The organism is Streptomyces sp. NPDC002588 (genome assembly GCF_040295925.1).
GTDB lineage: Bacteria > Actinomycetota > Actinomycetes > Streptomycetales > Streptomycetaceae > Streptomyces.
In genome coordinates this window covers 26,382-38,935 of record NZ_JBEOWF010000025.1, presented here as the reverse complement: position 1 = coordinate 38,935, position 12,554 = coordinate 26,382, and the positions used below count along the sequence as shown (strand labels likewise).

Below are 12,554 nucleotides of genomic sequence, written 5' to 3'. Positions count from 1 at the left end.
GGGGCATGACGCCCAAAGACTCAGAAAGCACTCTCGAGGAACGGATCACCGGGGCCCTCGTGGGCGCGGCGGTCGGCGACGCCCTCGGCGGCCCCGTCGAGGGCTACTCCCCCGACCAGATCGCCGAACGCCACGGCGGCCGCGTCCGCGGCATCGTCGGCCCCTGGAACGGCGACGCCTGGCGCACCGCCCGCCCCCTCGCCCCGTACCACAAGGGCGACGGCCACGTCACCGACGACACCTTGATGACGCATGCGCTGATCAGGGTCTACGCGGAAGTCCGGGACCACCTGGACGCGTACACCATCGCCGAGCACCTGGTCCCGGACCTGATGACCACCCCCCGCTGGATCCCGGAACTGGAGCAGGAGGCCCTCCCCCTCCACCGGATCTTCCTCGCGGAGAAATGGCTCGTCGCCCGCCTCCACTACGGCCATGCCGATCCCCGGGAGGCCGGCGTCGGCAACATCGTCAACTGCGGCGCGGCGATGTACATGGCGCCGGTCGGCCTGGTCAACGCGGCCAACCCGGCGGGAGCCTACGCCGAGGCCCTGGACATCGCGGGCGCCCACCAGTCGTCGTACGGCCGTGAGGCGGCGGGAGTGTTCGCGGCGGCGGTCGCGGCGGCCTGCGCACCGGACGCGACACCGCGGTCCGTCGTGTCGGCCTGCCTGTCCCTGGCGAAGGACGGCACCCGCGAGGCGATCGAGAAGGTCTGCGAAGAGGCGGCCCGCCACCGGGAGTTCGAGTCGGCGCTGCGCCCGCTCCGCTCGGCCGTGGCCCCCTACGACACCGTGGGCCCCGACTACCGGCAGCCCTCCCTGGCCGCCCGCCGTCCCTCCCGCCTGCACGCGATCGAGGAACTCCCCATCGCGCTGGGCATGTTGGTCGTGGCCGACGGCGACTACCGCCGGGCGGTCCTCGGCGCGGTGAACTACGGCCGCGACTGCGACTCCATCGCGACGATGGCGGGTGCGATCGCCGGTGCCCTGGGCTCCCCCGTCCCGGACGACTGGTCGAAGCGGGTGGCCGAGGCGAGCCGCCTGGACCTCTGGGCACCGCCCCGCGCCCTCGCGGAGGTCACCCGCCACGTCTTCGCCCAGGACACCCGCCGACGCCGGTCCCACGAGACGGCCTTCAGCACCCTTCTCGCAGACACCCTTCCCGGAGGCCCGGAATGCTCCGCCTGACCTGGGTCCAGCCGGAAGACCTCCTGGGCCACGAACTCCGCCAGGCGGCGGAGGACGGCCGGGAGCCCTGGGCGATCGCGGCCCGCTGGCGAGCGGCGGGAGGCCCGGAGGCCCCGGACCGGGCGGGCGCCTCCCCCGAGCGCGCCACCCGCTACCTGCGCCAACTGGCCGAAGACCTCCTGGACGAACTCGCGGACCTCCCCGGCAGACTGGCCGACGACGAGCCCACGGACCTGGAGGGCATCAGGGAGCGCTGCGCCGACTGGCCTCGCCGGGCCCCTGTCCGCCCAGCCCCCACGCAGTCAGCCCTGGAGGCGGCCTGGGTGGGCAGAGCGGCAGGCTGCCTCCTGGGCAAACCCGTCGAGAAACTTCCTCTGGACGCCATCAGGGCCCTCGCCAGGGCCGTCGGCAACTGGCCCCCGAACAGCTACTTCACGGCCCGCGGAGTCCCCGGCGCGCTCCTCGCCGCCCACCCCTGGAACCGCCGCTCGGCAGCCACCTCCCTCGCCGAGAACATCGACGGCATGCCGGAGGACGACGACCTCAACTACCCCCTCCTCAACCTCCTCCTGCTCGGGCGTCACGGGCGGAACTTCACCACCGACGACGTGGCGGGACTGTGGCTCGACGAACTCCCCGCGGGCCGCACCTTCACCGCCGAACGCGTCGCCTACCGCAACCTCCTCTCCGGCATCGAACCCCCGCACACCGCCCGCCACCGCAACCCGTTCCGCGAATGGATCGGCGCCGTCATCCGCGCCGACGTCCACGGCTGGACCAACCCCGGCGACCCGGCCGCCGCGGCCGAACAGGCCCACCGCGACGCCACCCTCACCCACACCGCCAACGGCGTCTACGCCGCGATGTTCACGGCGGCCACCATCGCGACCGCGGCCACCGGCGCCCATGACGTCCACAGCTGCCTGCGCACCGGCCTCACCGTGGTCCCACCCCGCTCCCGCCTCGCGAAAGCGGTCACCCACGCCCTCCAGCTCGCGGAATCCCCGGCGGACTTCGACACGGTCGTGGACGAACTCCACACCACCCACAAGGGCACCCACTGGGTGCACGCCGTCCCCAACACCGCCCTGGTCGCCGCCGCCCTCACCCACGCGAACGGCGACTTCACCGGCTCCATCGCGCGCGCCGTGTCCGGCGGCTGGGACACCGACTCGAACGGCGCGACGGCCGGCGGCATCGCCGCCCTCCTCACCGGCGACCCCGCCGCCCTCCCCGCCCGCTGGACGGCACCTCTCCGCAACCGCCTCGCCACCTCCGTCGCCGGCTTCGACGGCACCGGCTTCGACACCCTCGCCCATCTCACCTGGTCCCTCACCCACCGGGAGGCATCACGCCCATGACCGACATCGTCGTGCTCGGCAGCACGAACATGGACCTGGTCGCCTACGTCGAGAAGGCCCCGCAGCGCGGGGAGACCGTGACGGGACGGGAGTTCCGTACGGTCCCCGGCGGCAAGGGAGCCAACCAGGCGGTCGCCGCCTCCCACGCCGGCGGTACCGTCTCGATGATCGGCGCGGTCGGCAACGACTCCTTCGGCGCCCGTCTGCGCTCCGCCCTGGAGCACGGCGGTGTGAACACCGACCATCTGCGCACCGTCGAGTTCCCCTCCGGCACCGCGCACATCGTCGTGGACGACGAGGGCGGCAACTCGATCGTCGTCGTCCCCGGCGCCAACGCCACCGTCGACCACCTCGCCCCCGGCGACGAGGGCCTCATCGCCTCCGCCGACGTGCTCCTCCTCCAGCTGGAGATCCCCCTGCCCGCCGTCGTCGCGGGAGCCCGCGCGGCCCGCGCCCACGGCGTCCGCACGATCCTCACCCCGGCCCCCGCCCAGCCGCTCCCGCCCGGACTCCTCGCCGCCACCGACCTGTTGGTGCCCAACGAGCACGAGGCCACCGCCCTCACCGGCCACACCGACCCCCGCGAGGCGGCCGCCGCCCTGCTGAACAGTGTCCCGGAGGTCGTCGTCACCCTCGGCGCGGCCGGCAGCCTCTACGCGACGCGCGGCGCGGAACCCCTGACCGTCCCCGCCCCGCAGGTCACCGCCGTCGACTCCACCGGCGCGGGCGACACCTTCGTCGGCGCGCTGGCTGTGGCGCTCGGCGAGGACCGTCCCGTACGGGAGGCCCTGGCCTGGGCGGCGGCCGCGGCGGCCCTCTCGGTCCAGCGGCCGGGCGCCTCCGCCTCGATGCCGTACCGCTCCGAGATCGAGAAGCAGCACACCTCATGACCGAGACGACCAGCCCCACGACCCCCCTGCACGGCCTGCGCGTCCTCGACCTGGCCACCCTCTTCGCCGGTCCCCTCGCGGCCACCCTGCTCGGCGACTTCGGCGCCGAGGTCGTCAAGGTCGAGCACCCCGCGAAACCCGACCCCTCCCGCGGGCACGGCCCCGCCAAGGACGGCATCGGACTGTGGTGGAAGCACCTCGGCCGCAACAAGCGCGCGATCACCCTGGACCTTTCCCGCCCCGGCGGCCGCGCCGTCCTCCTGCGCCTCGCCGCCGGCGCCGACGTGATCATCGAGAACTTCCGCCCGGGCACCCTGGAGAAGTGGGACCTGGGCTGGGAGGAGCTGTCCACCGTCAACCCCCGCCTGATCCTCACCCGGGTCACCGCCTTCGGCCAGTTCGGCCCCTACGCCCACCGGCCCGGTTTCGGCACCCTCGCCGAGGCGATGAGCGGCTTCGCCGCGGTCACCGGCGAACCGGACGCACCCCCGACGCTGCCGCCCTTCGGCCTCGCCGACTCCATCACCGGCCTGGCCACGGCCTACGCCGTCCTGACCGCCCTCGCCGCCCGCGACCGCACCGGCGCCGGCCAGGTCGTGGACATGGCGATCATCGAGCCGATGCTCGCGGTCCTCGGCCCGCAGCCCCTCTGGTACGACCAGCTGGGATACGTCCAGCGGCGCACCGGAAACCGCTCCGCCAACAACGCCCCGCGCAACACCTACCGCACGGCCGACGGCACCTGGGTCGCCGTCTCGACCTCCGCCCAGTCGATCGCGGAACGCGTGATGCGCCTGGTCGGCCGCCCCGACCTGATCGACGAGCCCTGGTTCGCGACGGGCGCCGAACGAGCCGCCCACGCCGACGTCCTCGACGCGGCCGTCGGCACCTGGATCGCCGCCCGTCCCCGCACCGAGGTGCTCGCCGCGTTCGAGAAGGCGGAGGCCGCCGTCGCCCCGGTCCAGGACGTACGGGACGTGATGGCCGACCCCCAGTACCAGGCCCTCGGCACGGTCACCGCCGTCGACGACCCCGAACTCGGCCGGATCCGCATGCAGAACGTCCTCTTCCGGCTCTCCTCGACCCCCGGCGCGATCCGCTGGTCCGGCCGCCCGCACGGAGCCGACACGGACGAGGTCCTGACGGAACTGGGGCTGACGGCGGCCGAGGTGACGGCCCTGCGCGCGGAGGGGGCCGTATGACCGTGCGGACCGCCCTGACCTGGCTGTACGCCCCCGGCGACCGGCCCCACACCGTCAGCAAGGCCCTCGTCTCCGGCGCCGACGTCGTCATCATCGACCTGGAGGACGCGGTCGCCCCCGACCGCAAGGCCTACGCCCGCAAGGCCACCGCCGAGCGCCTCTCCGAGCCCCAGCCGGTGCCGGTCCACGTCCGGGTGAACGCCCTCGACGGGCCCCTGGCCTCCGCCGACCTCCAGGCGGTGGCCGCCCTGCCCGGCGTCCGCGGCCTGCGCCTGCCGAAAGCCACCTCCCCGCAGCAGATCATCCGCATCGCCGAGACCACCGCCCCGGCCGACGGCGGAGCACCCCCGCTGTATGCCCTCCTGGAGAGCGCCCTCGGCGTCGAACAGGCCTACGCCATCGCCTCCGCGCACCCCGCCCTGCGGGGCATCGCCCTCGGTGAGGCCGACCTCCGCGCCGACCTGGGTATCCGCGCCGACGCGGGTCTGGACTGGTCCCGCTCCCGGGTGATCGTCGCCGCCCGGGCCGCGGGCCTCGCCCCGCCGCCGCAGTCCGTCCACCCCGACACCCGGGACCTGAACGGCCTCGCCGCGTCCTGTGCCCACGGCCGCACCCTCGGTTTCCTGGGCCGCGCCGCGATCCACCCACGCCAGCTCCCGATCATCGAGCGCGCCTATCTGCCCACCGAGCAGGAACTGGACGAGGCGGAGACGATCGTCAAGGCGGCGGTCGCCGAACAGGGCGCCCAGGCCCTGCCGGACGGCCGCTTCATCGACGCGGCCGTGGTGGCGGCGGCCCAGCGCACCCTGTCACTGGCGCACCGCCTCTGATCCTCCACACACGTCGAGGGCGCCCGGGCGAACCCCGGACGCCCTCGACGTCATGTCAACAGCCGTCAGCTCTTCTTGCCCGCCGACTCTGCCTCGTCCTTGACCTCGACCTTTGCTTCGAGCTCGGTCTCGTCCGCGGACTTGGTCTCGGCTTCGGTCTCGGCTTTGGTGTCTGCCTTGGCTTCGGTCCCGGCTTCGGCCTTGGCTTCCTTCTCGGCCTCGGCCTCGTCCTTCGCAGGCGCGGGCTCCGACGATTCCGCCGACTCGCCCTCGGCCTTCTCGCCACCGGCGTCACCGCCGGAGGCATCGGGCTCGACGACCTCTTCCCGGCCCGGCCGCTTCTTCGCCGACACCACGATGTACGTCACCGCGAGCAGGCCCACGATGATCGCGGTCCACACGTTGAGCCGGACGCCCAGGATGTGGTGGGCGTCGTCGATGCGCATGTACTCGATCCAGCCGCGCCCCGCGCAGTACGCGGCGACGTACAGCGCGAACGCCCTGCCGTGCCCCAGCTTGAAGCGGCGGTCCGCCCAGATGACGAGGAGCGCGACGCCGATGCACCACAGCGACTCGTAGAGGAACGTCGGGTGGTAGTAGCCCGGCACCCGGCCGTCCGCGGAGGACGTGATGTGCAGGGCCCAGGGCAGGTCGGTCGGCTTGCCGTACAGCTCCTGGTTGAACCAGTTGCCCCAGCGGCCGATGGCCTGCGCGAGGGCGATACCGGGAGCGATGGCGTCGGCGTAGGCGGGCAGCGCGATGCCTCTGCGGCGGCAGCCGATCCACGCGCCCACGGCGCCGAGGGCGATCGCGCCCCAGATGCCCAGGCCGCCCTGCCAGACCTTGAAGGCGTCCACCCAGTCACGGCCCTCGGTGAAGTAGAGCTCGTAGTCCGTGATCACGTGGTAGAGCCGGCCTCCGACCAGCCCGAAGGGCACTGCCCAGACCGAGATGTCGGCCACCGTGCCGGCCCGCCCGCCGCGGGCGATCCAGCGCTTGTTGCCGAGCCAGACCGCGACGAAGACGCCGATGATGATGCAGAACGCGTAGCCGCGCAGCGGGATGGGGCCAAGGTGCAGCACACCGCGCGACGGGCTGGGAATGTAGGCAAGTTCCATGGCAAGGTCGACGCTACCCTGCCGCACCGGGCCCACGACGGGCGGCCCGGCTACGGCTCCATAACGGGCCGGGGAGAATCACTCACCCCTGATCGGCCTCCTCCACCATCTGCTTGAACTTGGCCGGTGTCATCGTCCGGTCCTGGTAGATGTTCTTCCCGTTGAACAGCACGGTCGGGGTGCCGCCGAAGCCGCCGCCCTGGAAGGCCTGGTTGGACTTCACCACCCAGCTGTTGTGCGTGCCGTTCTCGACACAGGTGCGGAACGCGGGGGTGTCGAGGCCGTCGGCCTTGGCCGCCAGTTCGATCAGCTTGCTGTTCTTGCTGTAGGCGTCGTCGGTTTCCTCCGGCTGGTTCTCGTACAGCACGTCGTGGTACGCGGTGAACCTGCCGGCGTCCTGGGCGCAGGCCGCCGCGTTGGCCGCGTTGCGCGAGCCGCTGCCGCCCATGTTGCCGTCGATGAGGGTGGCCAGGTGGTACTCGACCTTGAGCTTGCCGGAGTCGGTCAGCTCGTGGATCGTCGGTCTGTACGCCGTCTCGAAGGCCTTGCAGGCGGGGCAGCGGAAGTCCTCCCACACCGTGAGCGTGGACTTGGCGCTCTGCTTGCCGACCGGGATCGCCAGGGCGTCCTTGCCCTGTGCCCCCGAGGGGGCGACGACCGGGCCGGACTTGGCGCTGTCCTCGTCCTTGCCGGAGTTCGCGGCGACGACGCCGATCACCGCGGCCAGGCCCAGCACGCAGACGACGCTCGCGCCGACGATCAGTGTGCGCCGCCGCCGCTCCGCGGCCTTCTGCTTCTCGCGCTCCGCCGCCAGCCGCTCCCGGGCGGTGCGCTTTCCGTCACGGTTCTTCTCGCTCACACCCCCAGAACGAACCGGGGAGACGCATTGCGCCTCCCCGGTCCCAGGTCCACCCGTTCGAGTGAGTTGTACGAAATATCCCAGTCCTTGTCGGACGGGTCTTCGCGGCCCCGCTACGCCGTTCGGCGCACGCCCTTGGCCAGATCGCCCGCGAGTTCCCGGACCGCCGCGATCCCGGCCGCGTCGTCCGGCGCGTCCAGCATCCGCTTGACGAAGGCCGAGCCGACGATCACTCCGTCGGCGAAGCCGGCCACCTCGGCGGCCTGCTCGGCGTTGGAGACACCGAGGCCGACGCAGACGGGCAGTCCGCTGCCGGTGGCCCGGGTGCGCTCGACCAGGTCCTGGGCCTGCGCGCCCACCGACTCGCGGGTGCCGGTGACCCCCATCAACGAGGCGGCGTAGACGAAACCGCTGCCCGCCGCGGTGATCCGCGCGAGCCGCTCGTCCTTGCTGCTCGGCGCCACGACGAAGACCGTCGCGAGGCCGTGCTTCTCGGCGTGTTCCCTCCACAGCGCCGACTCCTGCACGGGCAGGTCGGGCAGGATGCAGCCCGCGCCGCCCGCCTCGGCCAGCTCGGCGGTGAACCGCTCGACGCCGTAACGGTCGATGGGGTTCCAGTACGTCATGACGAGCACCGGCTTCCCGGTGGCCTCGTGGGCCTCCTTCACCGTGCGCATGACGTCCGCGATCCTGACGCCGCCGCGCAGGGCGATGTCGTCGGCGGTCTGGATGACCGGGCCGTCGAGGACGGGGTCGCTGTGCGGCAGACCGACCTCGACGACGTCCGCGCCGCCGTCGAAGACGGCCTTGATCGCCTCGATGCCGCCGTCCACGGTCGGGAACCCGGCCGGGAGGTAGGCGATGAGCGCGGAGCGGCCCTCGGCCTTCGCGGCGGCGAGGGAGTCGGACAGCAGATGGATGTTCCCGCTCACTTGGCGTCCCCCTCGATCTCGGCGGTGTCGGCCGCGTTGGCGGCGACCTCGGCGTCGGTGTCGTACAGCCCGAAGTAGCGGGCGGCGGTGTCCATGTCCTTGTCGCCGCGGCCGGACAGGTTGATCACGATCAGCCCGTCCTTGCCGAGCTCCCTGCCGACCTCCAGGGCGCCGGCGAGGGCGTGCGCGGACTCGATGGCCGGGATGATGCCCTCGGTGCGCGAGAGCAGCCGCAGCGCCTGCATGGCCGCGTCGTCGGTGACCGCGCGGTACTCGCCGCGGCCGCTGTCCTTGAGGTAGGAGTGCTCGGGGCCGATGCCCGGGTAGTCCAGGCCCGCCGAGATGGAGTACGGCTCGGTGATCTGCCCCTCGTCGTCCTGCAGGACGTAGGAGCGCGAACCGTGCAGGATGCCGGGCTCACCCGCGGTGAGCGTGGCCGCGTGCTCGCCGGTCTCCACGCCGTGCCCGGCCGGCTCGCAGCCGATCAGCCGGACGGAGGCGTCCGGGATGAAGGCGTGGAACAGGCCGATGGCGTTGGAACCGCCGCCGACGCAGGCGACGGCCGCGTCGGGCAGGCGTCCGGCGCGCTCCAGGAGCTGGCGGCGGGCCTCGACGCCGATCACCCGGTGGAAGTCGCGGACCATGGCCGGGAAGGGGTGCGGGCCGGCGACCGTGCCGAAGAGGTAGTGGGTGTGGTCGACGTTGGCGACCCAGTCGCGGAACGCCTCGTTGATGGCGTCCTTCAGGGTGCGGCTGCCGGACTTCACGGCGACGACCTCGGCACCCAGCATGCGCATCCGGGCCACGTTCAGGGCCTGGCGCCGGGTGTCGATCTCACCCATGTAGATCGTGCACTCGAGGCCGAAGAGGGCGCAGGCGGTGGCCGTGGCCACGCCGTGCTGGCCCGCGCCGGTCTCGGCGATGACGCGGGTCTTGCCCATGCGCTTGGTGAGCAGGGCCTGGCCGAGCACGTTGTTGATCTTGTGGGAGCCGGTGTGGTTGAGGTCCTCGCGCTTGAGGAACACCCGGGCACCACCGGCGTGTTCGGCGAAGCGGGGGACCTCGGTGAGGGAGCTCGGCCGTCCCGTGTAGTGGACGAGCAGGTCGTCGAGCTCGCGGGCGAACTCCGGGTCGTGCTTGGCCTTGTCGTACTCGACGGCGACCTCGTCCACGGCGGCGACGAGGGCCTCCGGGATGAACTTGCCGCCGAACGCGCCGAAGTAGCCCTCGGCGCTGGGAACCTGACCCTCGGGGTCGGGGATGAAGAACTCGCTGGGCATGCGGAAACCTCACGGTGAGTTGTGGGACAACACGGTTCGCCGTGGGGCGGGGGTGATCAGTCGGCTGCGGACCCGCTGTGGCCGGTCGCGCCCGCGCGGCGGCAGCCGCACGTGGAAAAGAGCCCCGCGCCCCTGAGGGGGCGCTGCCATCGCATGCCGTTGACCTGTCCGGGTTCGTCTCCGATGACGTACCGGACCCTGCGGCCGTGCACCCTGCGCGCGGGCGCGCGGCAGCCACGGGGGCGGCAGCCGCGCGCGAGGCGCGCGTACCGGTCCGTGGTCGTCTCGGGGCTCGTCGGAGTCATCGGAGCAAGCCTAGCGAAAGATCAGCCCCGGCCGTGCCGCAGTGCCGGGTGCTCGCCCGCCGCCACCAGGTCGGCGACCGCCGTCTTCGGGTCGCGGCCGGTCACGAGGGACTCGCCGACCAGGACCGCGTCGGCGCCGGCGTTGGCGTACGCGATCAGGTCGTGCGGGCCGCGGACGCCGGACTCGGCGACCTTGACGATGTGGTCGGGGATCTCGGGGGCGAGCCGCTCGAAGGTGGAGCGGTCCACCTCCAGGGTCTTCAGGTTGCGCGCGTTGACACCGATGACCTTGGCGCCCGCGTCCACCGCGCGGTCGACCTCCTCCTCGTCGTGCACCTCGACGAGCGGGGTGAGGCCGATGGAGACGGCACGCTCGATCAGCGACTCCAGGGCCGGCTGGTCCAGGGCCGCGACGATCAGCAGCGCGAGGTCGGCGCCGTAGGCGCGGGCCTCCCACAGCTGGTACGAGGTGACGATGAAGTCCTTGCGCAGGACCGGGATGTCCACGCGCGCGCGGACGGCCTCCAGGTCGGCGAGCGAGCCGCCGAAGCGGCGCTGTTCGGTGAGGACGGAGATGACGGCCGCGCCGCCCGCCTCGTAGTCCGCGGCCAGGCCCGCCGGGTCGGCGATCGCGGCCAGCGCGCCCTTGGACGGGCTGGAGCGCTTGACCTCGCAGATCACCTTGACGCCGTCGCCCCGGAGAGCGGCGACCCCGTCCTTCGCGGCGGGAGCCTTGGCCGCGCGCTCCTTGAGCTCGTCGAGGCTGACGCTCGCCTGCCGCTCCGCGAGGTCGGCACGGACTCCGTCGATGATCTCGTCGAGCACACTCACGCGAGCGGCCCCCTTCCGGGCAACCAGTGGAGAACGGTGGTCACTGCGATGGTATCCGGAGGAAGGCGGAGCCCTCGCATCCGGTGGACGGCGGTCCCAATACCTGGACATTCACCCCCCATCAAGGGTGCAGCCAGCCACCGAACGGCGAGTTCCGGACAACCGTGAAGACCAGCACCAACGCGCCCAGCGACCACATGAGCAGGGGGCTGAGGTCGATCCGCAGCGGGCGGCCGCGGGCCGCGTGGACCGTCCAGACGGCCCATACGACGGCGAAGCCCAGATAGGCGCCGACGGCGAGGGCGTTGTCGTGCAGAGCGGTCGCCAGGTCCCCGTGCACGAAGGCGTGCGCGCTGCGCAGACCGCCGCAGCCGGGGCAGTACAGGCCCGTGTAGCGCAGCAGGGGGCAGACCGGATAGTGGCCGGGTTCGTTGGGGTCGACGGCCCCGACGTACGCGAAGGACCCGGCGACCGCGGCGAGGATCCCGGCGGGCACGGCCAGCCGCGCCGCCCTGGCGGCCACCCTCTGACTGTGGGCGTTCACGCCTCGCATTGTGCCCGGCGCGGCGCGCACACGCGCGTGAGGGGCGGCCGGTGTGCGTACCGGCCGCCCCTCACGCGGGATCGTTCGGGGTCGTCGGGGGACTCAGCCCTCGACGCTCGCCGGCTCGGCGGTCGCCTTCGGCGCGACCTCGTGGACGGGGTGCACGTCCTTCGGCTGGCCCAGGCCCGCCGCGCGCATCGCGGCGCCGGCGACACCGCCGAGGGCCACGATCACCATGCCGGCCCAGAAGCCCACCGGCTGGGCCATCACCATGAACGCGCCCGCCACGCAGAAACCGATGAAGGCGATGGTGACACCGGTCCAGGCGGCCGGGGTGTGTCCGTGGCTGCTGCCCGCCATGACTTGCTCCTCGTTGCTGTCCATGTTTCCGTCCGAGCCGGACGCTCGTCGTCCATTGTCCCGTACGCGCGCGCGTACGGGACGCGGGGGTGGCTTCCGGTCGCGTCTGGTTCACCACATCGGAAACCGAGCCGCGTTCTCGTGCCCTGCGGCGGTCACGCCGGGTCGGCACCCGTGGGGTCCTCGCCGCGGTCCAGGGCCTTCCAGATCTCCTCCGGCCGGTCGGGATCGACGGGCCGTGCCACGCGGCGCCGGCGGGGGGTGCCGTCCCGCTCGTAGCGGCCGGACATCGCGGGCCACTCACGGCCGTAGCGCAGGGCGAGCAGGCCGGCGAGGAGGATCAGGACGCCGCCGACGAACGCGACGTAGGGCCAGGCGGTGTGGCTGAAGGAGGCGACGGTGGCCGAGGTGTCGCCGGAGGCCTTCGCGGCCTGCTCGTCGAGCGCGGAGTCGTCGGAGGCGCCGGTCAGGGCCGCGGCGGCGATACCGGCGCCGGAGAGCGCCAGGAGGGCGGAGACCGCGAGGCGGCCGGCCCTGCGGACGGCGAAGACGGCGACGAGCGCGGCGAGGCCCACTATGGCGAGCGCCGCGGGGACGCCCGTGACGTCGCTGCCCTTCGCGGTGAGCGGGAAGGCGCCGCCGGCCACCGTCGCCGTGCCCTGCGACCAGCGCTGACGGGTGGCCAGCAGGGCCACGGCAGCGCCCATGGCGCCGAACAGCAGCGCCAGGCCGAGGCTCAGCCGGCCGAACCGGGCGGAGACGGGGGACACGGAACGGGAGTGCGGTACAGCAGTCACGAGGACCACTATCGCCTGAACCCCGGGCGAACCGTCACCCGGGGCTCACGTGATA

14 protein-coding genes are annotated in these 12,554 nt (G+C 72.9%); 5 read left to right on the top strand and 9 right to left on the bottom strand.

Annotation, left to right across the window (positions count from 1 at the left end; all coding sequences use genetic code 11):
- The first annotated feature begins 5 nt into the window (after positions 1–5).
- Genes ABT057_RS27170 through ABT057_RS27150 form a run of 5 tightly spaced genes read left to right on the top strand, consistent with a single transcriptional unit; the run spans position 6 to position 5,473 of the window.
- Complete coding sequence (locus ABT057_RS27170) at positions 6–1,190, top strand: ADP-ribosylglycohydrolase family protein (RefSeq protein ID WP_352346217.1); 1,185 nt, start codon at positions 6–8, stop codon at positions 1,188–1,190.
- Entirely contained in the window at positions 1,178–2,551 is a 1,374-nt protein-coding gene (locus tag ABT057_RS27165; protein WP_352346216.1) for an ADP-ribosylglycohydrolase family protein, read from the top strand. Before ABT057_RS27170 ends, ABT057_RS27165 begins: the two co-directional genes overlap by 13 nt.
- Positions 2,548–3,441: a ribokinase gene (gene rbsK, locus ABT057_RS27160; protein ID WP_352346215.1), complete on the top strand. Its 894-nt coding sequence runs from the start codon at positions 2,548–2,550 to the stop codon at positions 3,439–3,441. Before ABT057_RS27165 ends, rbsK begins: the two co-directional genes overlap by 4 nt.
- Positions 3,438–4,643, top strand: coding sequence for a CaiB/BaiF CoA transferase family protein (locus tag ABT057_RS27155; RefSeq protein ID WP_352346214.1), 1,206 nt, complete (start codon positions 3,438–3,440; stop codon positions 4,641–4,643). Before rbsK ends, ABT057_RS27155 begins: the two co-directional genes overlap by 4 nt.
- Complete coding sequence (locus tag ABT057_RS27150) at positions 4,640–5,473, top strand: HpcH/HpaI aldolase/citrate lyase family protein (RefSeq protein ID WP_352346213.1); 834 nt, start codon at positions 4,640–4,642, stop codon at positions 5,471–5,473. The genes ABT057_RS27155 and ABT057_RS27150 overlap by 4 nt, the downstream gene beginning before the upstream one ends.
- Before the next feature lie 65 nt (positions 5,474–5,538).
- Here ABT057_RS27150 and lgt read toward each other — a convergent pair whose 3' ends face one another.
- From lgt to ABT057_RS27105, 9 genes are all read right to left on the bottom strand, one after another.
- Positions 5,539–6,591: a prolipoprotein diacylglyceryl transferase gene (gene lgt / locus ABT057_RS27145; protein WP_352346212.1), complete on the bottom strand. Its 1,053-nt coding sequence runs from the start codon at positions 6,589–6,591 to the stop codon at positions 5,539–5,541.
- 82 nt (positions 6,592–6,673) lie between these two features.
- Positions 6,674–7,450, bottom strand: coding sequence for a thioredoxin domain-containing protein (locus tag ABT057_RS27140; protein WP_352346211.1), 777 nt, complete (start codon positions 7,448–7,450; stop codon positions 6,674–6,676).
- 113 nt (positions 7,451–7,563) lie between these two features.
- Entirely contained in the window at positions 7,564–8,382 is an 819-nt protein-coding gene (gene trpA, locus ABT057_RS27135) for a tryptophan synthase subunit alpha (protein WP_352346210.1), read from the bottom strand.
- A complete protein-coding gene (trpB, locus tag ABT057_RS27130) occupies positions 8,379–9,662 on the bottom strand; it encodes a tryptophan synthase subunit beta (RefSeq protein ID WP_352346209.1) in 1,284 nt (427 codons plus the stop codon). The genes trpA and trpB overlap by 4 nt, the downstream gene beginning before the upstream one ends.
- Positions 9,663–9,718: 56 nt before the next feature.
- Positions 9,719–9,967 carry a tryptophan biosynthesis modulator TrpM gene (trpM, locus tag ABT057_RS27125; RefSeq protein ID WP_352346208.1) on the bottom strand — a complete coding sequence of 83 codons (249 nt, stop codon included), beginning with the start codon at positions 9,965–9,967 and terminating at the stop codon, positions 9,719–9,721.
- Between the two features lie 21 nt (positions 9,968–9,988).
- Entirely contained in the window at positions 9,989–10,798 is an 810-nt protein-coding gene (trpC, locus tag ABT057_RS27120; protein ID WP_352346207.1) for an indole-3-glycerol phosphate synthase TrpC, read from the bottom strand.
- 121 nt (positions 10,799–10,919) lie between these two features.
- The gene (locus tag ABT057_RS27115) at positions 10,920–11,351 is read right to left on the bottom strand and encodes a DUF2752 domain-containing protein (protein WP_352346206.1); all 432 of its coding nucleotides are present in this window, start codon (positions 11,349–11,351) and stop codon (positions 10,920–10,922) included.
- A gap of 93 nt (positions 11,352–11,444) precedes the next feature.
- Entirely contained in the window at positions 11,445–11,702 is a 258-nt protein-coding gene (locus ABT057_RS27110) for an HGxxPAAW family protein (RefSeq protein WP_352346205.1), read from the bottom strand.
- A 155-nt stretch (positions 11,703–11,857) separates the two neighbouring features.
- Entirely contained in the window at positions 11,858–12,508 is a 651-nt protein-coding gene (locus ABT057_RS27105; protein ID WP_352346204.1) for a TIGR02234 family membrane protein, read from the bottom strand.
- Positions 12,509–12,554 lie beyond the last annotated feature (46 nt).